The organism is Erythrobacteraceae bacterium WH01K, from assembly GCA_027941995.1.
GTDB lineage: Bacteria > Pseudomonadota > Alphaproteobacteria > Sphingomonadales > Sphingomonadaceae > CAJXSN01.
Genome location: CP115966.1, coordinates 2,371,794 through 2,396,290 on the forward strand (window position 1 = coordinate 2,371,794; position 24,497 = coordinate 2,396,290).

Genomic DNA, 24,497 nt, shown 5'->3' on the forward strand with positions numbered 1-24,497 from the left:
TTGGTGGGGTGTTCCCTGTCGCAACGGACCGGCGTTGGAATGGGTCCGGCGCGGGTCGGCACCGTTCACAAGGTGGCGTGCTCAGCGCAACAGGTAGACTTCCGACAGGACCAGCGCCGAATACAGGGCAGCGCCGCCCAGGAAAGGCAGGAAGCGGCTGGCCGCTTCCTCCGGCAGTTCTTCCTTCATCACCACCAGGATGATCGCCCCGCCGACAAAGGCGAACAGGCATCCGATGGCGAGTTCGGGCAGTTCGAGAAACAGGCCCGTCACCCAGCCGCCCATCGTGGCTGCCACCAGCACCCAGCGCCCTTGCCGGTCGTAAAGTTCGGGATGGTCGGCCCTCGCCCCGAAATCGGCGGTCACGAAATGCAGCAGCAGCGCGCCGAAGAACAGCGCCAGCCCGGCCAGTGTCGGGTCCTCCCGGTGGTTGAGGAGATAGGCGACGACGAAGATCAGCGTGCTGCTGGCCGCGATGTGCAGCCAGAATATGCCGTGTTTCGGCCTGTCGCGCCCCTCCTTTGAACGCCGCGCGTCCCGGCTGACGACTATCGCCCTTTCCAGCCCGTAGAACAGCACCAGCCCTGCCAGCGCCAGCGTGTAGACCATGCTTTCCGCCAGCCCGGTGGAGATGCCCGTCGCCTGCGTGAAGGTCGCGCCGTGTGCTGCCAGTTCGGGCAGGATGTGCAGGAAGACATAGCCCACGGCTACGCCGCCGGCGAAGCTGAGCCAGGCGCTGCGCGGCTCCACATCGAGGAAGCGCAGCCGTCCGACGAAGAGGTGAACCAGCGAGAAGGCCACGGCCATCGCGGCGGTCAGCAGGGTCGGGGAAAGGTCCATGGCCGCCTTCGTAACGCAGCCGGGCGCCGGCGGACAAGGGACGCAGAGGTCCACGGGGGCGACGGAACATTTTCCTACACCGGCTTTGCCTGCCATGTAGCGGTCATGGACAAAGCGCGCTTTCCTTTTCTCCCACGCGATGTGTCAACTTCGCCAGAAGGCGGTTTTCTCCGCCATGTCAGGCACTTGGCGCGCCACATCGCGAATTTGCAGTGTCGCCTTTGTCAACTTCGCACCGGCCGCCATGCGCTCGCAGAAGCGAACGTCGCCGCCCTCGGCCCCGCTCCGGTGGCCATAGCGCGGTCTTTTTGGTAGCGCGCGGCTCCATGCAGACCGGAACACTCATTTCCCTTGCCGCCTATTTCATCCTCATGCTGGGCATCGGGCTCTATGCCTGGCGCAAATCGACGGAGGACAGCGAGGGCTACCTGCTGGGCGGACGCAACCTGCACCCTGCAGTCGCCGCGCTTAGCGCCGGGGCCAGCGACATGTCGGGCTGGCTGCTGCTGGGCCTGCCGGGTGCGCTCTACGCCGCGGGCCTCGTGGAGGCATGGATCGGCATCGGCCTGTTCGCCGGCGCGGTCGCCAACTGGATCATCGTCGCCCCGCGCCTGCGCCAGCAGACAGAGGAACTGGGCAATGCACTGACCATCCCGCAATTCCTCGCCAACCGCTTCCCGGACAAGGCCATCGCGCTGCGCGTGGTCTCGGCGATCATCATCGTGCTGTTCTTCACCGTCTATACCGCCGCTGGCCTCGTCGGCGGGGGCAAATTGTTCGAGACCGCCTTTGCCGGTTTGCTGCCCGATGCAGGCATGAGCGACTACATGCTGGGCATCTGGATCACGGCGGGCGTCGTCCTCGCCTACACCATGATCGGCGGCTTTTTGGCCGTCAGCCTGACCGATTTCGTGCAGGGCTGCATCATGGTGGTCGCCCTCGTCATCATGCCGCTGGTCGTGCTGACGGGCGGAACCGACCTCGCACTGGCGGCAGAGGCGGCGCGCGCGGCAGGCAATGCGAATTATCTGAACCTGTTCAGCGGTCTGACCCTGATCGGCTGGCTCAGCGCGGTGACATGGGGCCTCGGCTATTTCGGACAGCCGCATATCATCGTGCGCTTCATGGCAGTGCGCAGCGTCGCCGATGTGAAGGTGGCGCGCAATATCGGCCTGTCGTGGATGCTGGTCGCCCTGATCGGGGCCATCGGCGTCGGCATTGCAGGCCGCGCCTATGCCGAGGCGAACGGTGTCGTGGTGGAGGACCCGGAGACGATCTTCATCGTCCTGGCGACCCTGCTGTTCCACCCGCTCGTCACCGGTTTCCTGCTGGCAGCGCTGCTGGCCGCGATCATGAGCACCATCAGCTCGCAATTGCTGGTCAGCTCCAGCTCGCTGACGGAAGATTTCTACCGCCTGTTCCTGCGCAAGGAAGCCAGCGAGCGCGAGGCGGTGAATGTCGGCCGCATCGCCGTTCTGCTGGTGGCGCTGGCGGCCATCGCGATTGCCGCCGATTCGGAAAGCGAGGTCCTGGGGCTGGTGGCTAACGCATGGGCAGGCTTCGGCGCGGCGTTCGGGCCGCTGATCCTGTTCGCCCTCACTTGGAAACGGATGACCGGCGGAGGCGCGGTGGCCGGCCTCGTGACGGGCGCAGGCGTGGTGATGGCGTGGATTGCGCTCGGCTGGAACGGCGCGTTCCTCGGCGGGCCGGGCGTCTACGAAATCATACCGGGCTTCATCGCATCGAGCCTCGCCATCTGGCTGGTCTCGAACGCGACGCGGCGGGTAGGCGGTTGAGCAGCGCTGGGAGGGGTTAGGCCGCCATTAAGGCCAGGGCCTTCATCTGGAGGGCGATGCTCGGTCGGTTTCCCCTCGTAGCGCTTGCCGCGTTCTCCCTGGTCGCCTCGGGCTGCCAGGTCCTGCCGGAAAGGCAGGGGGACAGAAGCGAGCGGCGGCTTCCTCCGCCGATCGACCGCTCCGGTTCGGGTCAGGGCGTAGTGCCCGCCACCTCGGACAGCGACCGGAAATGCCTCGGCAATCTCGCCGCCAGCGGGGCCCGCTTCACGCGCATCCCCAACCGCAGCGACGGTCCGGGCTGCTATTTCTCCGGCGGGCTGTCGCTGACCGAATTGCAGGGCGACCGGAGCCGGTTCACGGTGACCGATGTGCGAGCGGTCCAGTGTACGGCGGCGAATGCCCTGTCGGGCTGGGCGCGCTACGGCGTCGACCGGGCTGCGCGCGAATATCTCGGAAGCGGCCTTGCCAGGATTGAAACCATGGGCAGCTACGCGTGCCGCAACGTCGCAGGCACGTCGCGCCGGTCCGGTCATTCGCGCGCAGAGGCGATCGACATCGCCGCCTTCGTGCTGGAGGATGGCAGGCGGGTGTCGGTTCTGGCGGACTGGGACGACGGATCGCGGGCGGAACGGCGATTCCTGCGGCGCATCCAGGAAAGCGCCTGCAAGCGCTTCGGTACCGTCCTCGGCCCGGACTACAACGCCGCGCACCGCGATCACTTCCACGTCGAGACGGGCGGCGGGGGGTTTTGCCGTTAATAGGCGACGGGCGGCTCGATTTGGGCTTCCAGCCGCAACCGGACCGCTTCCGCTGCGTGGCGCGCACCCAGCTTGTGCATCATGTTCGCCCTGTGGATCTCGACCGTACGCGGGCTGATGCACAATTGCCGTGCGATGGCCTTGTTGCTGCTGCCCTCGCTGAGCCAGTCGAGCACTTCCCGCTCGCGATTGGAGAGCTGCGAAATGCGCCCCCCTCGCCTCGACCTTGCGTCTCCTGAGAGCGGATTCGCGCTGCACTTCCCCGCCCAGCCGGTCGAGCGTCGCACCAAGACGCTGCCGGTCGATCGGCAAGGGCAGGTAATCGAGCGCGCCGGCCTTCATGGCGGAGACGATCCGCCCCGTCGAAGGCGCATGATCCGTGGCGATAGCCGGCAACCAGACGCCGTTCATCACCAGGGTCTCGGACGCGGCGATGAAACCACCGTCTCGCGGATTGTCCCGCACGACCAGCAGGCCTTCGCGCGGTGGCCGCTCGCAAAGTTCCGAGATGGAGCTGTAGACCTCCGCATGGTGGCCCAGGGCGAAACCGGTGCGGGCAAGTTCTGCCCGGACGCGGACGTCGGCATCGACGCAGTGAAGTATTAGCCGTTTTTCCATAGCGGCCATCATCGCGGATCGGGCAGACTTGCCAATTCGTATTAGCACCATAGCCGAACTAGATGGCTGTGATTGCTCGACAAATCACGATATTCCGCGCGTTTCCCAGATCGGAAATGGTTCGAATTGACGAAGTATTTCTAGATAGTTGCGCGTAAGGGTGCGCCGCCTGAGGGGAATTACTTATTGTAAAAAGTATAGTCCGGTAGCGAGTGAAAGGCTTCCCTCAGCGCATCGCCCCATCTCGATGAAATCGCTTCGAAATACGGGTCGTCCGCCGTAATACGCCGTTCGTGCGTGGGTTCGTATTTGTCACGCTCGATCACCATCAGGTCGAGGGGCAGGCCGACGGACAGGTTGGCCTTTAGTGTGGAATCGAAGGATACCATCAGGAGCTTCACCGCATCTTCGAAGCTCATCTCGCGGTCGTATCCGCGAAGGATGATCGGCCGGCCGTATTTCGTTTCGCCTATCTGGAAAAACGGCGTCTCGAGACCCGCCTCGATGAAATTGCCTTCGGGATAGATGTGGAAAAGGCGCGGCTCCATTCCCGCAATCTGTCCGGCGAGGATGATCGAGGCGGTAAAGCGGCCCTTTCCGCGAACGCCGTTGGCATCCTGCCGTTCCTGCACGGTTGCGCGAAGCAGCTTGCCGATCTCGGTCGCGACCATGAACATGGTGGGAAGCTGGAGCAGCGAATTGGTTCGATCGTCAGGCGTTTTCGTTCGCTCTTCCAGCTGGCTGACCACCGCTTGCGTGGTTGCCAGATTGCCGGCGGTCATCACCGCCAGCATTCGCTCGCCCGGCACCTGCCAGTGAAACATCTTCCGGAAGACGGAAATGTTGTCGACCCCCGAATTGGTGCGGGTGTCGCCCATCAGGACGATCCCCTTGTCGATCATCATTCCGACACAATACGTCATACAGCGCTTCGCCTCTTTTCGACCGGTGCGATGGCACCGATAATTCGGGGGATGGTTACTGTTCGACCTGCTGCTGTTCAACAGCAACGTCGACATGCAGCGAACTGGATAGGCCGCCGAAACTGATGCCTGTCACCGGGGCCGCATCGCGGTAATCGCGCCCCGTGGCGACACGGATATAACGGGGATCGGGGCTGATCCGGTTCGATATGTCGAACCCGACCCAGCCCAGCCCGTCGATATGCGCTTCCGCCCAGGCATGGGTCGCCTCCTGATCGATCCGGTCGTTCATCATCAGATATCCGCTGACATAGCGTGCGGGGATATCATGCGCACGGGCCGCACCGATGAAGATGTGGGCGTGATCCTGGCACACGCCGCTTCCTTGCGCGGCCGATTCCTCTGCCGTGGTATGCACCTCGGTTTCGCCTATCCGGTATTCGACGCGGTCGGAAATCCGGCGGGACAATTCGTGCAGGAAGTCCAGACGACCGTCTTCGGTGCATTCCAGTCCATCCAGCAGCTTGTTCACCTTCTCGCCCGGCTGGGTAAGCCTGGTCTGGCCAAGGAAGCTCCATAGAGGCAGGTGGCCGGAATGGCGGCCGATCACGCCGAGATTGTCCTCGGTATCGACATTGCCTTCGCACCTGACAATAACTTCGCGCACCCCCTGGTCGACCGCGACAAGGCTGACGGTGTTGTGGTGCTGGTCCTCGTATTCGAGCTCGCATTTCGCGTTCTCGAACGACATGTCCCAGGACAGGATTTCCTGCCCCTGCGTCGTCTTTGGTGTCAGGCGAAGCCGTTGCAGGGCGTGCACGACCGGCTCTTCGAAATTGTACCGGGTGGTATGTCGTATCGCGAGGCGCATCAGGCGTGGAACCTGTAATCTTCGGCGATTGCCTCGGCAATCGCGGCGTTGGTGTTCATCGTATCGACGAGGAACTGGTGCAGGCCGACGTCGAATACGTCGTCCACGGTCTTGTCGGTCAGCCGCATATCCGCCTGCCGCATCAGTTCGTTGCTGCGGCCCTCGTTCCGATGGAGCCGGGCGAGAGCGGCGAGTTCGTCGCGCAGGGCGGACTGGCAGAACGCGATGGAGCGCGGAAAGCGCGCATCGAGCGTCAGGAATTCGACGATTCCCTTGGCATCGATATTTCCGGCGTTCAGCCAGCGAAACGCGCGGTCGCCGGAAACCGAACGCAGGACGGTATCCCACTGTCCGGCATCGAGGCTGGAGCCGACATAGGAGAGGCTCGGCAAAAGAAGGTAATATTTGATGTCGAGGATGCGGGCGGTGCTGTCGGTCCGCTCCACGAACATTCCGGCGCGGGCGAAATGGAAGCCGGCATCGCGCAGCATGGAATCGCCCAGTGCGCCGTGGACGAGTGTCCCTGCCCGCCTGACCATGCCGAGCACATCGCCAAGCTGGCCCTGCCCGACTGGTTTCTCGAGAGCGGATTCGATCTGCATCCAGCTTTCATTGACGCTTTCCCACACCTCGCCGCTGATGGCGTTGCGCGCGACCCGCGCATTGGTGCGAACATTCTCCAGCATGGCCCGCACGGACATCGGGTTTTTCGGGTCGCGCAGGATGAAATTCCACGCCTGAACGCCGGTATAGGTCTCGTTATAGGTCTCGTAGGCGGGGCGCTGTCCGGCGGTCTGGATGACCGATCGCCATTCCTCCTCCGCCGTCACCAGGTCCCTGGTCAGCGACATGCGCAGGCCGGCGTCCAGCAGGCGGGCGGTATTCTCTGCCCGCTCGAGATAGCGGAACATCCAGAACAGTCCGTTTGCGGTGCGCCCCAGCATTATTCTTTCAACACCCACGTATCCTTGGTCCCGCCGCCCTGGCTTGAATTGACCACGAGAGAGCCTTCTTCCAGCGCCACGCGGGTCAGGCCCCCGGGCGTGATGTCGATGCCGTCCGGCGACACCAGCACGTAGGGGCGAAGATCGACATGGCGCGGAGCTAGCCCGGCTTCGGTAAAGATGGGACAAGTCGACAGCGACAGCGTCGGCTGGGCGATATACCCTTGCGGATTGGCCTCGATTTTCTTGCGGAAGTCCTCGATCTCGGCCTTCGTCGATGTGGGGCCGATCAGCATTCCGTATCCGCCCGATCCGTGCACTTCCTTGACGACGAGCTCGCCCAGATTGTCGAGCACGTATTTCAGGCTGTCTTCCTCCGCGCAGCGCCATGTCTCGACATTGGGCAGCAGCGGTTTCTCGCCGGTATAGAATTCGACGATATCCGGCATGAAGGAATAGATCGCCTTGTCGTCGCAGACGCCGGTTCCGGGCGCGTTGGCGATCGTGATCCCGCCGGAACGGTAAACATCCATGATCCCCGGGACACCCAGCATGGAATCCGGATTGAACGTAAGAGGATCGAGAAATTCGTCGTCGACGCGCCGATAGAGGACGTCGACCGGTTCGTAACCGCGGGTCGTGCGCATCGTTACGCGGCCATCGACGACACGCAGGTCGCTGCCCTCGACCAGCTCCGCGCCCATCTGGTCTGCCAGAAAGGCATGTTCGTAATAGGCGCTGTTGTAGATGCCCGGGGTCAGCACGGCGACGAGCGGCTTGCCCTCGCATTTCGGCGGGGCGCAGGCGGCTAGGCTTTTTGCGAGGCGGCGAGGATAATTTGAGACGGTTTCGACCGGCACCTGCATGAACAGGTCCGGGAACATCGCCATCATGGTTTCGCGGTTTTCCAGCATGTAGGATACGCCGCTGGGTGTGCGGGCATTGTCTTCCAGCACAAAGAACCCGTCCGCCGTGCGCACGAGATCGATCCCCACGATATGCGTGTATACACTGCCCGGCGGCGTGAAGCCGACCATGTTCGACAGCCAGGCGTCGTTCTGGCGGAACAGGCGTTCGGGGATGCGGCCCGCGCGGATGATCTCCTGCCGGTGATAGAGATCGTACATGAAGGCGTTGAGCGCGCTGACCCGCTGCTCGATGCCGCGCGTCAGTTTCCGCCAGTCGGCCGCGTCGATGACACGCGGGACCATGTCGAACGGGATCAGCCGCTCCTCCGCCTCGTCGTCGCCATAAACGTTGAAGGTGATGCCCGTGCGGCGGAACTGGTCCTCCGCATCGCGGTGCTTGCGCTTGAGCAGATCGTTATCCTGCTGCTCGAACCAGTCGCAGTAAGACCGATAGGCAGGCTTTACCCCGCCATCGCCATTACGCATCTCGTCGAAAGGCTTCGCGCCTTCGGCCATCAAACCCCCGGGACCTTGAACCAGAAACGCAGGACCGCGCTTCGCCTGCAATACTGACGGTTCAGTCCGCCTCTAGTTCCCGCGCAACCGCAGCGATGGATTCAGGGGCATAGGAAAAGCCGATATGCGTGCAGCGCAAGGCGATCGCGCGGTCCCGCTCGCCCGGCCGTCCGGCGGCGGCGCGGTGATGGACGATCCCGTCGCGCGGGCTCCACAGTGCGATTGTCGGGACAGGGGGTTTGGCCGGTACGTCCGCCTCGATCGGGGGGCTGTCCACCGAATGACCCGCCACCAGCTGGTAGGCCCGCCATGCGTTGTTGTCGCGCGGACTGCCAGAGAACGGCGTGCCCATGGTAATGACCTTGGCAACGGCATCGGGATTTCTCTTCGCCAGCTCCCGCGCGAACAGCCCGCCAAGGCTCCAGCCGACAAGGACGACAGGTTCGCCCGTTCGCTGGCACACGTCGAGCAATCTCAGCTCCGCGGCCTCGAACCGCTCGCTGGAGACGCCCCAATTGAAACCCTGCCCCCAGCGTTTGACGGTGTGTCCGGCACCTTCCAGCACGCGGGCGAAATATCGCATGCGAACGGGATGGGTGGCGAAACCGGGCAACAGGATTACCGTGCGGCGTGTCCGGGTCGGGGGCAATGCTATTCGCGTCGAGGGAGCCTTGACCACGCGCTTTACCGGCTCCGCCAGCGCGCTGAGTTCGCCGACCAGGAGCTTCCAGTCCGGCGTCCGCGAGTCTTCGGGCCAGGGTTCGCGCGCCAGTCCGACGCGGCGCGCAATCTCGCCGCCGACGCCGCTCGCTGCGCCCCGGAAGGGAATGGATGGCCTTGGCATCATCTTCCGACAAATCGACATCGCGGTGCCGGATTGCAAGGCTACCCTGCGAAAGACGGTCTTGTCACTGCGCTGCGGGACATTCGCCCACGCGCTCGGACGATACGTCGAATACCAGTTGCATCGACTGCCCGGGGACGAGCGGCGTGCTAGCGTCCATCGCCATTTCCAGGTCTAGTCCGTCCGCATCGGCAGTGCCGTCGAAACCGATGCGCGCTTCCATGCCGCTGCCCTGACACGCCAGGACCGCTTCCAGCGCCGGGGGATCGGTGGCGAAATCCTCGAACGCGCAGGTCAGGCCGTTCACGTCCTCGCCAATGGTACGCAGCAAATCCTCGAAGCCTCGCTCCGCCTCCTCGGGCGTCAGGCATTGCTGCTGGGGCTGCGCTGCCAGACCGGCCATCCGGTTGCGGAAGCGATCGGCGTCGGCAGGGGCAATCCCGGGCATCTCGAAAGATAGGAGCTTCGCCTCGGTCCGGTAGAGGCCCGGCGCCGGCCGTTCCAGCGCATCGACCTGTCCCAGCACCTCCTCGGGCGACATCGGCTCGGAACCGCAGCCTGCGAGGACCAGCGAGCCCGCAATGGTTATCAGGCGGCGCATTCACCGATCCGCGTCGATTTCATGCGAAGCTTCATCTGCATCTCGCCGCCCGGCATTTCGGGCGATTTGCCGGACATGGCCATGGTGATGTCCTGGCTGGTTTCGGCAAGATCGCCCGTCATGTCGACCTGTGCCACGGTGCCGTCGTCCTGCGTGCAGGTCATGGAGGCCGTCAGCGTATTGCCCGCCGTCTCGAATTTCGAATATTCGCAATCCTGGTCGGTCTGCTGCATTCCCTCGACCGCGTCCTGCCAGCCCTTCTCCGCCTGTTCCGCCGTCAGGCAATAGGTCGTCGTCTGCGAGAAACCGCCTTCCATGATGCCGCGCATCATCTCTGCCTGCTCGTCGGGGATGCCGGGCAGCTGGAACTCGATCAGTTCCGAGGCGACTTCGTATTCGCCGGGCTGCGGTTTCACCAGGCTGTCAGCAAGCGCGGCCACCTGCTCCGCATCGGCGGGGTCGGCCACTTCGGCGCTGTCTCCGCATGCGGTCAGGGCGAGCGCCGTCATGGCACAAAGCAATCCGGTCGTTCTGGCAGTTTGCGGCATTGAAACGGGCTCCTCTTGCTACACCGGATGTGCCGCATCGGCTCCGGTCTGGCAACCGCCCGCTTGAGGACCGGGTCTGCTTGCCCCATATCCCCTCTCATGGCAGAACTGGTAATCCGTCGCGGTCTCGAAGAACCCGACACGAGCGACAACTTTACGCCCCACAAACCGGCGCGTCCGGAAAAATCCATGCCCGGCAAGAAGTTCGAGCTGGTGAGCGACTACACCCCGAGCGGCGACCAGCCCACCGCGATCGAGGAACTGGTGCGCGAGGCCGAGGGTGGCGAGCAGACGCAGGTTCTGCTCGGCGTCACCGGTTCGGGCAAGACTTTCACCATGGCCAAGGTGATCGAGGAATTGCAGCGCCCCGCCCTGATCCTGGCCCCGAACAAAATCCTGGCCGCCCAGCTTTACGGCGAGTTCAAGAGCTTCTTCCCGAACAATGCGGTCGAGTATTTCGTCAGCTACTACGACTATTACCAGCCCGAGGCCTACGTCCCCCGATCCGACACCTATATCGAGAAGGAAAGCTCGGTAAACGAGGCGATCGACCGGATGCGCCACTCGGCCACGCGCGCCCTGCTGGAACGCGACGACGTGATTATCGTGGCGTCCGTTTCGTGCCTCTACGGCATCGGCTCGGTCGAGACCTATTCGGCCATGATCTTCGATATCAAGAAGGACGAAAGCGTCGACCAGCGCGAGATCATCCGCAAGCTGGTCGCCTTGCAATACAAGCGCAACGACGCCGCCTTCCAGCGCGGCACGTTCCGGGTGCGCGGCGACAATCTGGAAATTTTCCCCTCGCATTACGAGGACATGGCGTGGCGCGTCAGCTTCTTCGGCGACGAGATTGAGAGCATCCACGAATTCGATCCGCTGACCGGCCAGAAGGGCCGCGAGCTGGAAACCGTCCGCATCTACGCCAACAGCCACTACGTGACTCCGGGCCCGACGATGAAACAGGCATCGGAAGCGATCCGCTTCGAACTCACCGAGCGGCTGAAGGAATTGCAGGAAGAAGGCCGCCTGCTCGAAGCGCAGCGCCTGGAGCAGCGCACGAATTTCGATCTCGAGATGATTGCCGCAACCGGCAGCTGCAACGGCATCGAGAATTACAGCCGCTTCCTGACCGGCCGCCTGCCGGGCGAGCCGCCGCCAACCCTGTTCGAATACCTGCCGGAAAACGCGCTGCTGTTCGTCGATGAAAGCCACCAGACCGTGCCCCAGATCGGCGCGATGTCGAAGGGCGACCATCGGCGCAAGATCACGCTGGCGGAACACGGATTCCGCCTGCCAAGCTGTATCGACAACCGGCCCCTTCGCTTCAACGAATGGGACGCGATGCGCCCCCAGACCTTCTGCGTATCGGCCACGCCTGGCGGGTGGGAAATGGACCAGTCGGGCGGCGTTTTTGCCGAACAGGTCATCCGCCCGACCGGCCTGATCGACCCGCCGGTCGAGATCCGCCCGGTCGAGGACCAGGTGCAGGACTGCATCCAGGAATGCCTCGCCACGGCGAAGCAGGGCTACCGGACGCTCGTCACCACGCTGACCAAACGCATGGCCGAAGACCTGACGGAGTTCATGCACGAGGCGGGCGTGCGTGTCCGCTACATGCATTCCGACGTTGAAACGCTGGAGCGTATCGAACTCATCCGCGACCTGCGACTGGGGGTCTACGATGTCCTGATCGGCATCAACCTGCTGCGCGAAGGTCTCGACATCCCGGAATGCGGGCTGGTCTGCATCCTCGACGCCGACAAGGAAGGCTTCCTGCGGTCCGAGACGTCCCTGATCCAGACCATCGGCCGCGCCGCGCGCAACGTCGATGGCCGCGTCATCCTCTATGCCGACCGCATTACCGGGAGCATGGAACGCGCCATGGCGGAAACCGAACGCCGCCGCGAGAAACAGCGCGCCTATAACGAGGAACACGGCATCACGCCGCGCACGATCAAGCGCGACATTGCCGATATCGTGGCCCATTCGGCAGCCCAGGACGGCGTCACCGTCGATACCGGCGACGAGGAGCGCAACAACCTCGTCGGGCACAATTTGCGCGCCTATATCGAGGACCTGGAAAAACGCATGCGCGATGCTGCAGCCAATCTCGAATTCGAGGAAGCAGGCCGATTGCGCGACGAGATACGACGGCTCGAGAACGACGAGCTGGGCCTGCCCGATACCGAGAAGAAGGCGCCCGTCGTGGGCCGGTCCAACGAAGGCAAGCCGGGCACGCGCAAGCTGCGATACGGCCGCGAGACGAAGAAGCGGATGGGCCCGCGATGAGGTTCGCCGCCATCGTGCTGCTGGCCCTGACGGCCTGCCAGCAGGAAGACACCGATCCGTATGTCGAGCGGGTTCCTCTGGAAGAAGCCCAGCAATTCGCAGGCGAACCGCTGCCTTCTCCCAGCGTCGAAGGCGCCGTCTGGGCTGAGGTTGAGGAAGGCACCCGCCTCCTTTACGGGATCCCCGGCAGCACGCCGATGCTGGCACTGGCCTGCGAGCCTCTGCCGGGAGACGGTCCGAACCGGCTGGTCTTTACCCGGCTGGTCAAGGCCGATGCCAAATCGAAGGCCCTGATGGCCCTGGTCGGCAATTTCCATGTCGCGCGTATTCCGGTCGATGCGACCTTCAACGGCCGCGCATGGGTCTGGCAAGGCAGCGTCGATCCGGCGAATGGCAATCTCGAGGCGCTGACCGGCCCGCGGGACGTCGAGCTGACCATTCCGGGCGCGGGCTCGCTGGTACTCAATGCCAGTCCGGTCCCCGGCGATTTCGTGGAAGACTGCCGGTCGCCAAGCGAGACGGAAGCAGCAGCGGAAGCAGACGTCCCGCCCGCTATCGAACGGGGGTCGTGACGGACCGGGCGAGGTCCGGCAGCGTGCCGGGTGTGAGAACCTGCGGCAACCTGCGCGGCTCCGCCGTGCTGCCTGCCGGATACCACAGGTAGAGCGGCACGCCCGCCGCCCCCTGCCGGGTCAGGAATTCGGCGATCTCGTCATCGCGGCGCGTCCAGTCGCCGCGCAGCGAAATGACGCCGGCCCGCTCGAACGCCTGCCGGGTCTCTTCTCGCTCGATCCCCACGCGCTCGTTCAGCTTGCAGGTCACGCACCAGTCTGCGGTGAACCACACGAAGACGGGCCTGCCCGTGGCGCGCGCATCGGCCAGGGCTTCTTCGGAGAATGGCTGCGGATCCAGCAGCGATGCCGACTGCGCGGCATCGTGTGCGTCAGCAACCGACCCCGCACGGGCAGCACCGACGGCAAAGACCAGTCCCAAGCCAGCGGCCCATGCCGCGACCGGCAACCGGCGCCGGTGCAGGAAGAAAGCAAGCGAGATCGCCGCCAGCGCCGCCAGCCCGCCCAGCAGCAGCAGGGATACTCCCCCCAGCTGCGTCAACAGCCAGCCCAGAGCCAGAACGGTCAGGCCCATGGGGATGGCCAGTATCTTGCGGAACGTGTCCATCCACTTCCCCGGCTTCGGCAGGCGATTGCGCAAGGCCGGCACGAAGCCGAGCAGCAGGAACGGCAGGGCAAGTCCAAGTCCTAGGCTGGCAAAGATGGCAAGCGCCAACCAGGTCGGCAGCAGCAGGGCAGCGCCGATGGCCGCAGCCATGAACGGGCCCGTACAGGGCGTTGCGACGACCGCTGCAAGCAGTCCGGTAGCAAAGGCCCCTGCAGGCTTGCCCCCGCTCGCAATCGGCCTCGAAGGCAATTCGAACAGGCCGGCGAAATTCGCGGTAATCAGCGTCGCCAGGACCAGCAGCGCGACGACAACGCCGGGCTCCTGCAACTGGAAGGCCCAGCCCACCTGCTCGCCCGCAGCGCGCAGGGCCAGCATCACGCCGCCCAGCGCGGTGGTCGCCAGCATGACGCCAGCCGTATAGGCCAGCCCGTCGCGCCGCGCAGTCGGCTGGTCGATACCGGCGCGGGCCAGGCTCATCGCCTTCAAACTCAGCACCGGGAAAACGCAGGGCATGACATTCAGCAGCAGTCCCCCGGCGAATGCGCCCAGCAGGACCAGCCAGGCAGAGGGCAGCGCAGGCTCCCGGCCAACCAGAACCCGGCCGCCGGAGGGCACATCGCCGCGTACCGCTTCGAACCGCAGGCCGCGCTCTTCATCGGTGCCCGCCGCCAGCTTGAGAATGCCGCTGAGCGTTCGGGGCTCCTCTCCCGATCCGGCGAGCGGTATCTCGGCAATCAATTGATCGCCGCCCTGCGAGAAACCTTGCCGCGCCGCGTATTGCACCACGTCCTTCTGCTCCAGGAACAGGTGCGGTTGCCCTGCATCCACACCAGACGGCAGCGGGATCGCAATACGCAGAAGACCGCGCGACTGTTCGAACCGGGCCTTTTTATCGAGCAAGGGCGGAATGGCGGCGCGGTACTCGGCAAAGCGCGGGTCGCGCACACCGCCATCGGCAATGGTCACGGCGGCCTCGATCCGCGCTTCTTCCGGCACGCAGATCTGGTCCGTACAAGCGAGATAGAATGCCTTGCCCGAAATGCGGAACGGCCCGCGTACGGCGGCATTCTCCGCCAGCCTCAGCGGGGCGAGGACCGCGTATTCGCCCTTGTAGACGTGGTTCATCAGCCCATCGATGGTCAGGCGGCTGGGGACGGGATATTCGAACGCGCCGACCGAGACGCCGTCGGGCAGGTCCCACTCGACCTGCATCCCCAGCCCCGCATCGCCGGGATTGGACCAGTAGCCGTGCCATTCCTCCGACACGGGCACGAACCTTATGGCCAGCATCGTCTGGCCGCCGGGTGTGACAGGCCCCTCGACCTCCAGGGTGGCGCGGATATTCGGCGTTCCGCCCGAACCGGCGAAGCCCTGCGCATGGGCTGACTCCATCGCCGTGCCGAAGGACAGTACGAGGGCCATCATGGCCAGCAGGAATGACCTTGCAAGGGACATGCGCGGACCCCTAGTGCCTATCGGGTGTTGGGACAATGAACGCTGCAGGGCAGCACCTGATGGGACACGGAACATGAATGCATCCGATGGCGAAACCCGCGACCTGCTGATCCTCGGCGGCGGACTGGTCGGCATGACTCTGGCCCTCGCCGCCGCGAGCCGCGGTTTCAGCAGCCACGTGATCGACCGTGCGCAGCCCGAGGACCTGACCGCAGAAGGGTTCGACGGGCGCGCAACGGCCATCTCCACAGCCAGCTGGAACCTGTTCTCGAAGATCGGCCTGGCCGATACTTTGGAGCCGCTTGGCAGCCCGATCGACAGTATTGCCGTATCGGACCAGATGAAGCCCGGACGCATCGATTTCCAGCCCGAAGCGCATGAAAGCTCTCTTGGCCGCATGTTTGCCAACCGGACGCTGCGCCTGACATTGTTCGACGCCGCGCGGAAGGAACCGCTGATAACGTGGCACAGCGGCGCCGAAGTCGCAGAGCGCACGCGCGGGGAATTCGGATGCTCGGCCAGGTTGGCAAGCGGAGAAATCTTGAAGGGCAGCCTGATGATCGCAGCAGAAGGCCGCGGCTCCCCCACCCGTGACGAGGCCGGCATTTCCGTGGCCAAGTGGCAATACGATCACCGCGCCATCATCGCAGGCCTGATCCACGAGAAGCCGCACGGCAACGTCGCCTGGGAAATCTTCTACCCCGACGGCCCGTTTGCTCTGCTCCCGCTGCTGGATGACGAGCGGGGACGCCATCGCAGCGCGCTCGTCTGGACCGTGGACGAGGCGGATGCGGCCGGGATGCTGGCACTCGGCGATCGCGCATTCCTGACAGAGGCTGCCCGAAAGATGGGCGGCATTTTCGGCACGATCAGTGAAGTCGGGACGCGCAGTTCCTACCCGCTCGGCTTCCATCACACGGCCCGCATCACGGATCACCGGCTGGCCCTGATCGGCGACAGCGCCCATGGCATCCACCCGATTGCCGGACAGGGCCTGAACCTCGGCCTGCGCGATGTCGGCGCGCTGGTCGAAGTGTTGGAGGAAGGCCGGCGTCTCGGACTGGAGCCCGGCGATGCCCAGATGCTGGAGCGCTATGAAAACTGGCGCGGGCTTGATGCCTTCACCGTGGCGCTGGCGACCGACGGGCTGACGCGACTGTTCGGGGTACCGGGCAAGGCGGCCTCCGCCGTACGGCGCCTCGGCATGGCGGGCGTCCAGCGGGTTCCGGCACTCAAGAGCTGGTTCATGGACGAGGCGCGCGGGATCACCGGCGACCGCCCGAGCTTGCTCAAAGCCTGAGCGAAATCGCTGCCGTCCTCAGGGATTGGCCGGTTCGAGAGAGCCGCCGATGCGGTTTCCGGTGCCATCGCGCAGCAATTGCGGCTCAAGAATAGCGGACGTCTCGATCAGATCAAGCGCGCGCTGGACCGCGGCATAGCGGCGCACGTCGGCGATCCAGCCTTCCGCATTGTCGGCGCCCGGCATGTTCTGCACCTCCTCGATAGCGGATTCATACCGGCCACTTTCAAGGAACAGCCGCGCACGTTCCATCCGGCGCAGGGGCTGCGGCGATGGTGCGCTTTCCCTGCGGATAACGAACAGGCTGCCAAGCTCGCGGCGGATCGTATCGAGGCTGGGCGCTTCGCTGCTTTGCTGCAGGTCAGGTCCCAGACCCTCAAGCCGGGCAATCAGGCGGTCGAGCGTCACCGGGTCGCGCGATACGGAGGTGATGGTCCGCACGGCGTTCGGCTTCGCATCGCCGAACCTCAGGCGCAGCTGGTCCGCAAGGAAGCCGAGTTCCGCCCCCTTCTCCACCGTCCGGCGGGTCGCCAGAGCGATTAGCAGGCCTTCCGCCCGCGCCGCATTGCCGGCTGCCGCCTGCGCCTGGACATCGAGGCGCGCGAGACGCTGCTCCGCCGCGGCAAGCCGCTGGTCTATGCCGCCCTGCTGCTCCGTAACCCGGGCCACTGCCTGCGTGGCGCGCTCCACCGTCTCCACCGCAGCGGCGGTCTGTGCCGGCGCAGGCGACTCTTCCGGGGGCACCTCGCCTTCTATGCGGGCGAGGACATCGTTCGCCTCGTCAATGGTGGCATCGACGGGCGAGGTATCGGCGAATGCCTCTCGCCATGCGAGATAGCCGAAAACGGCCGCCGCAATCAGCGCGACCATGAGCACCGCTGCCAGAACGGAGCGTGCCGCGCCGCGTGAGCGGCGTCTGGATGAAAAGTCGTTCATACGTTCCAGTCAGACGCGGCGGCCGAAACCGGCCGCGCCACCAATGCGATCCCTGTTTACGGCTTGTCGCACAATTCCCGCGCGGCTGCCAAGAGGGACGCGTCGTCCGGATGCTGCGCCACGGTCATGGACCGCCAGCCCGCCCCGGCCCGCTCAGCGATGCGAGGCGCCATCGCAATGCAATCGAACGCAGCGCGGTCCAGCGCCGCTGCGTCGCACTGGCGGGCGAAATGTTCGGCCATTTCCCCCGAATGGAGCAGCACCGTGGCCCCATCGCGCAGCAGTGAAACCTGCCGGTCGGAAAGGGAATGATAGTGTGTGCGATAGGTGATGCAGGTGTCCACCGTGACCGAGGCGGGCACCTTCAACGCCAGATGGGTTTCCCCGGCGAGCCGCAGCAAATGGCGCGTTTCGCCGTCGATCTGGTCGAGAACCGATTGCAGGCCGCCCGAACCCGTGCGCTCCACGTTCATGCCGGCATCACGGGCCAGCCGCGCGGTCGCCTCCCCGACGCAAAGGACCGGCAGGTGCGTGATCTTTTCCAGTTCCGCGCCGGCATGGCGGATGGCATTCGCGCTGCCGAGCAGAATGCCGTCGAACTGCTCGGCAGGCACCTTCCACGCGGCTGCCGACACGGTGCAAAGCGGCATTCCGGTTGCCTTGAGCCCGAGGCCGAACGCGGCGACGAGCGTCGATGTCAGCCCGGGCTCGGGCCGCAGGACGACCAGCGGCCTGCTCACCGGGCCGCCTCGAAGACGGACCGGATGGAGGCGGGCGCCCGCGAAAGCAGGTCCGCCGCGAGAGCTTTCGCGCCTGTCAGGTCGCCCACGGACATCGTGGCCTCGCCCTCGACCCGGTCCCGGCCATCCGGACTGTAAAGGGCGCAGCGCAGGTCGATCATCGTGCCGCGGCAGGTAGAGAGCATGGCGATCGGGCTTTGACACGTACCGCCGAGCCCCTCCAGCACCGCGCGCTCCGCCAGCACCTCGGCATGGCTTGGCTTGTCGTCGATGGCGGCAAGCACCTGCCGGGTTCGGGAATCGTCCGTCCGGCATTCCAGCCCAATCGCCCCTTGCGCAGGTGCGGGCAGCCAGGCGTCCACCGCAAGGGTAATGCCTGCGTCCTCGCCCAAGCGGTCCAGCCCTGCCTTGGCGAGGAACGTCGCATCCGCCTCTCCCGCTTCCAGCTTGCCCAGCCGTGTCGCGACATTGCCGCGGAACATCACGACTTCGATATCCGGTCTTGCATGAAGCGCCTGTGCCGCGCGTCTCGGGGCGGACGTGCCGACCTTCGCACCGGGCGCAAGGTCGGCAAGCGACGCGGCGCCCACCAGCACGTCGCGCTTGTCCGCGCGGGGAAGGATGGCAGCGATGGTCAGGCTGTCCGGGCGCAGCGTCTCGACATCCTTCATGGAATGCACCGCGACATCGATCCGGCCTTCCGCAAGCCATGCATCGAGTTCCCGCGTCCACAGCGCCTTGCCGCCAATCTCGGCCAGAGGACGGTCCTGTATCCTATCGCCACTGGCAACGACCGGCACCAGTTCGACGGCCGATTGCGGCCATCCATGCGCTGCACAAAGGCGATCGCGCGTCTCTTCCGCCTGCGCCATGGCAAGCGGGGAACGGCGAGTGCCGAGACGAAGTTCGGGTGTGTTCTGGGAAGCGACTGTCATGGTGCGCGGCTTGCCCTAGCGTCGGCATCGGCTAAGGGGAAGCCAAGATGGGCGTGGTACTGGGTCTTGAATCGAGCTGCGATGAAACGGCAGCGGCGCTGGTGGACAGCGACCGGCGCATCCTTGCCCAGCGCATAGCGTCGCAGGACGAAGAACACGCGCCTTATGGCGGCGTGGTCCCCGAAATCGCGGCCCGCGCCCATGCAGACCGGCTCGCGCCGATGATCGCTGCAGTCCTGGACGATGCAGGCATGACGCTGGACGATTGCGACGCGATTGCCGCGACAGCGGGCCCGGGGCTGATCGGCGGGGTCATGGTCGGCCTCGTCAGCGGGAAAGCGCTGGCCATGGCTTCCGGCAAGCCGCTGATGGCAATCAACCATCTCGAGGGCCACGCGCTCAGCCCCCGATTGGCCGATGAGAACCTCCAATTTCCGTATGCGCTGCTTCTGGTTTCGGGCGGACACTGCCAGATATTGCGGGTCGACGGGGTCGGTGAATATCGCAGGCTGGCGACGACCATCGACGATGCGCTGGGCGAGGCTTTCGACAAGTCGGCCAAGATCATGGGTCTTGGCTATCCCGGCGGCCCGGCGGTGGAGCGGCTGGCGCTGCAGGGGGATGCATCGGCCGTTCCCCTCCCCCGGCCCTTGCTCGGCTCTGCCGAACCCCATTTCAGTTTCGCCGGCCTGAAAAGCGCTGTCCTGCGCGCACATGAGAGCGGACAATATGCCGATGCCGATATCGCGGCCTCTTTCCAGCAGGCGGCGGTCGATTGCGTGATCGACCGGCTGGAAACAGCCTTGTCGGGGCACGGCGATCTCCCCTCGCTGGTCGTTGCGGGCGGGGTCGCTGCCAACATGACGATGCGCGCAGCGCTGGAGGATTTCGCTGCCGGGCGCGACATGGCCTTTACAGCGCCGCCGATGGCCCTGTGCACCGATAATGCCGCGATGATCGCCTGGGCGGGCTGCGAGCGGCTGCCCCTGCAGCAATCCGACCCGCTCGACTTCAGGGCCCGGCCGCGCTGGCCGCTCGATCCGAAGGCGGAGCCGGTGCGCGGAGCAGGAGTGAAGGCATGAGCGAACCGGCAAGGGCAGGCGTCATCGGAGCAGGTGCCTGGGGCACGGCCATCGCGCAGATGCTGGCGAGCGACGGGCGCAGCGTCCTGCTCTGGGCGCGCGAACCGGAAGTGGTCGAAGGCATCAATGCCGAACACCGGAACGATGTCTTCCTGCCCTCGGCAAAGCTGGCCCCATCCATCCGTGCGACCGGCGACCTTGCCGAACTGGCGTCCCTCGATGCAGTTTTCGTGGTCACGCCGGCGCAGCATCTGGGCTCCACTCTGGGCGAGCTTGCGGCAAGCCCGCGCGACCTCGTCCTTTGCAGCAAGGGGATCGAGCGGGGTACGGGGCGGCTGATGAACGATGTCGCGGCGGCGGCATGTCCCGCCAGCGCGATTGCCATCATGAGCGGCCCTACCTTCGCGCACGAGGTTGCCGCCGGCCTGCCCACCGCCGTGACCCTGGCCTGCGCCGACGGGCGGGAGCAATGGGACCGCCTTGCGCCAGTCATCGCACGGCCATCTTTCCGGCCCTATTTCTCCGACGATGTCGCAGGCGCTGAAATCGGTGGTTCGGTGAAGAACGTGCTCGCAATCGCTTGCGGCGTGGTCGACGGGCTGGAGCTGGGCCAGAACGCCCGCGCAGCGCTTATCGCACGCGGCTATGCCGAGATGCTGCGGTTCGGGGAGGCGCTGGGCGCGCGGGCGGAAACGCTGGCGGGCCTGTGCGGTCTGGGCGATCTTGTCCTCACCTGCTCCTCGACCTCCAGCCGCAATTTCTCTCTCGGCAAGGCGCTTGGCGAGGGCCAGTCGGCGGCCGATCTGATGAACGACCGGCGCACCGTCGCCGAAGGGGCGCACACCGCCCCGGTCCTGGCGGAACTGGCAAACAAGCGCGGCATCGCCATGCCGATCGTCGATGCCGTAGTCCGCTTGCTGGAAGGTGATCCGGCGCGGCAAGTCGTCGGCGACCTCCTTGCCCGCCCGCTGCGCTCCGAACAGGACGGCGCGAAAGCGGCCGGGTGAGCACCAAGGCAGACCATGACGGCGGCGCAGGCGACATGCAGGCGCTTGCGAAGGGTGGGCGTACCAATGTCCTGGGGTTCCTGCTGCGCCTTGCGGCGCGCATTCCCTTCCTCTTCATCGCCGGGCGCCTTTACGGTGTCGATGCACTTGGCCGGTTTGCCAGCGCCCTGGTCGTGATCGAACTTCTCGCCCTGGTCTGTTCCATGGGCGAGAAGCGCGGCCTGGCGCAGCGGCTTTCCGATGGCGAGACAGGGCAGGAGACCCACCTAGTATTCGACGGACTGGCGCTGGCGCTGGTCTTCTCGCTGCTGGCGGCGACCTTCCTGTGGTTCGTGCCTGCGCCCATGTTTCCCAACGGCATGAACAGCCCGCTCGACCCCCTGCTGGTCGTTGCCATCCCGGCTTACGCGCTGACCGAGGTCCTGCTGGCGGCCCAGGCCTATCGCTACGACATCAAGGCGACGGTCAATGCGCGGGCCATCGTGGAGCCCTGGACGATCTCCATCGCGGCAGGCGCGTTCTATTTCTGGAAGCCCGATGCGGGACTGGCTCTGGCCTATATCGCCTCGATCTATGCCGGGCTTTTTGCAGCACTCTGGCCCTTCATGCGCGATTACGGCCTGCCGATGGACTGGCGCCCCAACCCGCGCCGCATCTTCGGCATTACCGGCCGCGCCCTGCCATTGGCGACCGCCGACGCGATCGAATGGGGCACGCGCCGGGTGGACATTTTCATCTTGGGTTTCTTCGCCGCGCCCGCAGCGGTGGGCATCTACTATGCAGCGCAGCAGGTCGCGAGCCTGCCGCAAAAGCTGAAGACGAGTTTCGAGCCCATCCTGGGCCCCGTCATCACCCGCAATCTGAAGACCCGGAAATATGGCGCCATAGCCCGGCAGGTTCGGCAGGTCGGTTTCTGGATCATTGCGGCACAGGCCGGAATCGCGCTGGCGCTGGGCATACCGGGCGAAGCCGTGATGGGTCTGCTGGGGCCGAATTTCGTCGGCGGTACGGGGGCGCTGGGCCTCCTCCTGCTGGCCGAGGTCGTCGCCTCTGCCGCCGTGGTTTCGGAGGCTGCGCTGGTGTACATCGCCCGGGTCCGCAATCTCTGGATTTCCATCGGCACGATTGCCGTGCAGGCCGCGCTGACGGTGGTGGTCCTGACCTTTATCGAGCGATCCGCCCTGCCAAACGGTTTCATGGCTGCAGGCGCAGCCGGAGCACTGATGGTGTCCCTGGCCCTGGCATCGCTGGTTAAGGCCCTGCTTCTCTCGAAGCTGCTGGGTGCGCCCGTCGTAAACTGGCGCTGGGCGCTGGTCTGGGCGACGACGCCTGCCGTGCTGGTCGGCTATGGCGCGACCTTCCTGCCGGAATGGCTCGAACTGCTGGTCGGCATTCCTGCCATCCTAGGCGTGTATGGCTTCGTCATCTGGCACCGCGGCTTCGGACCGGACGACCGGGTGCTTTTCAGCAGGAGCAGGGACACGGAACCGGCAGGAGACGCGACCGCTTCGTCGTAGCTACGGGGCATTCAGTCGCCATTCACGGCTTTTTGCCGAGCCTTGCGGTGATGGGCGCCACCGCGCGCCCGACATCCGGGGAGATAATCATATGCGGACCGTCCGTTTCGTTACCGCCACCGCCTTGGCAGGAACGCTAGCCGCCTGCGCCACGACGCAGGACAATGTCGGCGATGAGCAGATCGTCGTCACCGGGTCGCGTGTTTCGAACGACGCGGCTGTTCGAACCGCGCCTCCGCCGCCCCCTCCCCCGCCGCCGCCTCCCCCGCCACCGTTAACACCGCCGCCCGTCAGTATGGCCGTTGCGTCCTCCCCGGTATCGGGCGCTATCGCGTCGGAGGCCGTAGGCAGCGGACCGCAGACGTCCACTGTCGCCGGATCGCAGAAATACCGTTACGTGCCGCCCGTCGTCGTGCCTGCCGATCCGGGGCGCGAGCAATATGAGGGCGAGGAAGTCTCGCCGGTCAAAATCGCCCGCAGCGAACCTGTCAGCACCTTCTCCGTCGATGTCGATACCGCCAGCTACGCCAATACGCGGCGCTTCCTGACCGATGGGCAGACGCCGCCCAAGGCCGCCGTGCGGACCGAGGAACTGATCAACTATTTCCGCTACGATTACGACACCCCGGACCGGGTGGACCAGCCCTTCAGCGTGAACCTCGATGTGGCGCAAAGCCCGTGGAACTCGCAGACGCGCATCGTGCGCATCGGGCTTGCCGGATATGAAATGCCGAAGCAGGACCGCCCGCCGGCCAATCTTGTCTTCCTACTCGATGTCTCGGGGTCAATGGGCAGCCCGGACAAGCTGCCGCTGGTGAAGACCGCAATGCGCCAGCTGGCAAACCAGTTGCAGGAGCAGGACCGCGTATCGATCGTGGTCTATGCAGGCGCCGCGGGGCTGGTGCTGGAACCGACCAACGATCCCGTCGCGATCCGTAGCGCGATGGACGATCTCCAGGCCGGCGGCTCTACCGCTGGCGGTGCAGGGATCGAACTCGCCTATCGCATTGCCGAGGCGAACCGGATCGAAGGCGGCGTCAACCGCGTTATCCTGGCGACGGATGGGGACTTCAATGTCGGCCTGTCGAGCCGCGAAGCGCTGGTCGAGATGATCGAGCGCAAGCGCGAAAGCGGAACCACGCTCAGCGTCCTCGGCTTCGGGCGCGGCAACATCAACGACGCGATGATGGAGCAGGTCGCCGATAACGGGAACGGCAATTACAGCTACATCGACAGCGCGCTGGAAGCGAAGAAGGTCCTGGGCGAAGAGATGGGCGCGACCATCTTCACCATCGCCAAGGACGTGAAAGTGCAGGTCGAGTTCAATCCGGCCGTCATCAGCCAGTACCGGCTGATCGGCTACGAGAACCGCATCCTGCGCGAGGAAGACTTCGACAACGATGCCGTCGATGCCGGCGATATCGGCGCGGGGCACCAGGTCACCGCACTGTACGAAGTGGTTCCGGCAGGGTCCGATGGATGGGTTCCGGCCCGCCGCTACGACGATCCGCTTCCGGCGGCAGCCACCGGCGCAGCCAACGAAGCGGCGTATGTGAAGCTTCGTTACAAGCAGCCGGACGGCGACACATCGACCCTGATAGAGCAGGTCCTGCCGGCCAGCGCGCTTGCCACCTCGTCCATGCCCACGGGCGATTTCGCCTTCGCCACCGCGGTGGGCGCGTTCGGCCAGAAATTGCGGGGCGATCCGATGCTGGCCGATTACAGCTGGCGCAATGTCGAACGGCTGGCCGGACGGCAGGACGATTTCTACCGGCAGGAATTCATCAAGCTGGTCGGCCTCGCCGGGGCATCGCAGGAATAGGCAGCAAATTCGGGAATAGGGGGCTGGTTCACTTGGACCGGCCCCTTTTCACCATCGCCGCGCCG

At 65.2% G+C, this 24,497-nt stretch carries 23 protein-coding genes; 10 read left to right on the top strand and 13 right to left on the bottom strand.

The window, feature by feature from the left end; genetic code table 11:
• Positions 1–81: 81 nt before the first annotated feature.
• Positions 82–840, bottom strand: coding sequence for a hypothetical protein (locus PF049_11715; GenBank protein WBY16248.1), 759 nt, complete (start codon positions 838–840; stop codon positions 82–84).
• Positions 841–1,166: 326 nt separating this feature from the next.
• Between PF049_11715 and putP the strand changes: the two genes are divergently transcribed.
• Together putP and PF049_11725 are read left to right on the top strand one after the other, a co-directional pair.
• Positions 1,167–2,636 carry a sodium/proline symporter PutP gene (putP, locus tag PF049_11720; protein ID WBY16249.1) on the top strand — a complete coding sequence of 490 codons (1,470 nt, stop codon included), beginning with the start codon at positions 1,167–1,169 and terminating at the stop codon, positions 2,634–2,636.
• 56 nt (positions 2,637–2,692) lie between these two features.
• Positions 2,693–3,394, top strand: coding sequence for an extensin family protein (locus PF049_11725; protein ID WBY16250.1), 702 nt, complete (start codon positions 2,693–2,695; stop codon positions 3,392–3,394).
• Here the strand turns inward: PF049_11725 and PF049_11730 are convergent.
• Entirely contained in the window at positions 3,391–3,570 is a 180-nt protein-coding gene (locus tag PF049_11730; GenBank protein ID WBY16251.1) for a helix-turn-helix transcriptional regulator, read from the bottom strand. The genes PF049_11725 and PF049_11730 overlap by 4 nt on opposite strands.
• A gap of 28 nt (positions 3,571–3,598) precedes the next feature.
• Between PF049_11730 and PF049_11735 the strand changes: the two genes are divergently transcribed.
• Positions 3,599–4,000: a hypothetical protein gene (locus tag PF049_11735; GenBank protein ID WBY16252.1), complete on the top strand. Its 402-nt coding sequence runs from the start codon at positions 3,599–3,601 to the stop codon at positions 3,998–4,000.
• A gap of 191 nt (positions 4,001–4,191) precedes the next feature.
• Here the strand turns inward: PF049_11735 and PF049_11740 are convergent, their stop codons facing one another.
• The 7 genes from PF049_11740 to PF049_11770 form a co-directional block, all read right to left on the bottom strand.
• Positions 4,192–4,935: a proteasome-type protease gene (locus PF049_11740; protein WBY16253.1), complete on the bottom strand. Its 744-nt coding sequence runs from the start codon at positions 4,933–4,935 to the stop codon at positions 4,192–4,194.
• A gap of 55 nt (positions 4,936–4,990) precedes the next feature.
• The gene (locus PF049_11745; protein ID WBY16254.1) at positions 4,991–5,806 is read right to left on the bottom strand and encodes a transglutaminase family protein; all 816 of its coding nucleotides are present in this window, start codon (positions 5,804–5,806) and stop codon (positions 4,991–4,993) included.
• Positions 5,806–6,750: an alpha-E domain-containing protein gene (locus PF049_11750; GenBank protein WBY16255.1), complete on the bottom strand. Its 945-nt coding sequence runs from the start codon at positions 6,748–6,750 to the stop codon at positions 5,806–5,808. Before PF049_11750 ends, PF049_11745 begins: the two co-directional genes overlap by 1 nt.
• Entirely contained in the window at positions 6,750–8,174 is a 1,425-nt protein-coding gene (locus PF049_11755) for a circularly permuted type 2 ATP-grasp protein (GenBank protein ID WBY16256.1), read from the bottom strand. Before PF049_11755 ends, PF049_11750 begins: the two co-directional genes overlap by 1 nt.
• 61 nt (positions 8,175–8,235) lie before the next feature.
• On the bottom strand, positions 8,236–9,018 hold the full coding sequence (locus PF049_11760; GenBank protein ID WBY17918.1) for an alpha/beta fold hydrolase: 783 nt from the start codon (positions 9,016–9,018) through the stop codon (positions 8,236–8,238).
• Between the two features lie 64 nt (positions 9,019–9,082).
• The gene (locus PF049_11765) at positions 9,083–9,619 is read right to left on the bottom strand and encodes a DUF3617 domain-containing protein (GenBank protein ID WBY16257.1); all 537 of its coding nucleotides are present in this window, start codon (positions 9,617–9,619) and stop codon (positions 9,083–9,085) included.
• The gene (locus PF049_11770) at positions 9,607–10,128 is read right to left on the bottom strand and encodes a DUF3617 domain-containing protein (protein WBY16258.1); all 522 of its coding nucleotides are present in this window, start codon (positions 10,126–10,128) and stop codon (positions 9,607–9,609) included. The genes PF049_11765 and PF049_11770 overlap by 13 nt, the downstream gene beginning before the upstream one ends.
• 138 nt (positions 10,129–10,266) lie before the next feature.
• Here PF049_11770 and uvrB point away from each other — a divergent pair, with 138 nt between their 5' ends.
• Both uvrB and PF049_11780 read left to right on the top strand, forming a co-directional pair.
• On the top strand, positions 10,267–12,459 hold the full coding sequence (gene uvrB, locus PF049_11775; protein ID WBY16259.1) for an excinuclease ABC subunit UvrB: 2,193 nt from the start codon (positions 10,267–10,269) through the stop codon (positions 12,457–12,459).
• Entirely contained in the window at positions 12,456–13,031 is a 576-nt protein-coding gene (locus PF049_11780) for a hypothetical protein (protein ID WBY16260.1), read from the top strand. Before uvrB ends, PF049_11780 begins: the two co-directional genes overlap by 4 nt.
• On the opposite strand, the gene PF049_11785 is transcribed toward PF049_11780, so the two are convergent.
• A complete protein-coding gene (locus PF049_11785; protein WBY16261.1) occupies positions 13,012–15,063 on the bottom strand; it encodes a protein-disulfide reductase DsbD family protein in 2,052 nt (683 codons plus the stop codon). The genes PF049_11780 and PF049_11785 overlap by 20 nt on opposite strands.
• A gap of 103 nt (positions 15,064–15,166) precedes the next feature.
• Between PF049_11785 and PF049_11790 the strand changes: the two genes are divergently transcribed.
• Positions 15,167–16,393: an FAD-dependent monooxygenase gene (locus tag PF049_11790; protein ID WBY16262.1), complete on the top strand. Its 1,227-nt coding sequence runs from the start codon at positions 15,167–15,169 to the stop codon at positions 16,391–16,393.
• An 18-nt stretch (positions 16,394–16,411) separates the two neighbouring features.
• On the opposite strand, the gene PF049_11795 is transcribed toward PF049_11790, so the two are convergent.
• The 3 genes from PF049_11795 to hemC are packed head-to-tail and all read right to left on the bottom strand — an operon-like array spanning position 16,412 to position 19,004.
• Positions 16,412–17,329 carry a hypothetical protein gene (locus PF049_11795; GenBank protein WBY16263.1) on the bottom strand — a complete coding sequence of 306 codons (918 nt, stop codon included), beginning with the start codon at positions 17,327–17,329 and terminating at the stop codon, positions 16,412–16,414.
• Positions 17,330–17,385: 56 nt separating this feature from the next.
• Positions 17,386–18,069, bottom strand: coding sequence for a uroporphyrinogen-III synthase (locus tag PF049_11800; protein WBY16264.1), 684 nt, complete (start codon positions 18,067–18,069; stop codon positions 17,386–17,388).
• Complete coding sequence (gene hemC / locus PF049_11805; protein ID WBY16265.1) at positions 18,066–19,004, bottom strand: hydroxymethylbilane synthase; 939 nt, start codon at positions 19,002–19,004, stop codon at positions 18,066–18,068. Before hemC ends, PF049_11800 begins: the two co-directional genes overlap by 4 nt.
• A gap of 47 nt (positions 19,005–19,051) precedes the next feature.
• On the opposite strand from hemC, the gene tsaD reads away from it, so the two are divergent.
• The 4 genes from tsaD (at position 19,052) to PF049_11825 (ending at position 24,432) form a co-directional block, all read left to right on the top strand.
• On the top strand, positions 19,052–20,086 hold the full coding sequence (gene tsaD, locus PF049_11810) for a tRNA (adenosine(37)-N6)-threonylcarbamoyltransferase complex transferase subunit TsaD (protein ID WBY16266.1): 1,035 nt from the start codon (positions 19,052–19,054) through the stop codon (positions 20,084–20,086).
• Entirely contained in the window at positions 20,083–21,093 is a 1,011-nt protein-coding gene (locus PF049_11815; protein ID WBY16267.1) for an NAD(P)-dependent glycerol-3-phosphate dehydrogenase, read from the top strand. Before tsaD ends, PF049_11815 begins: the two co-directional genes overlap by 4 nt.
• A 35-nt stretch (positions 21,094–21,128) precedes the next feature.
• Positions 21,129–22,610 carry a lipopolysaccharide biosynthesis protein gene (locus tag PF049_11820; protein WBY17919.1) on the top strand — a complete coding sequence of 494 codons (1,482 nt, stop codon included), beginning with the start codon at positions 21,129–21,131 and terminating at the stop codon, positions 22,608–22,610.
• A gap of 91 nt (positions 22,611–22,701) precedes the next feature.
• Complete coding sequence (locus PF049_11825) at positions 22,702–24,432, top strand: VWA domain-containing protein (protein WBY16268.1); 1,731 nt, start codon at positions 22,702–22,704, stop codon at positions 24,430–24,432.
• The last annotated feature ends 65 nt before the right edge of the window (positions 24,433–24,497 follow it).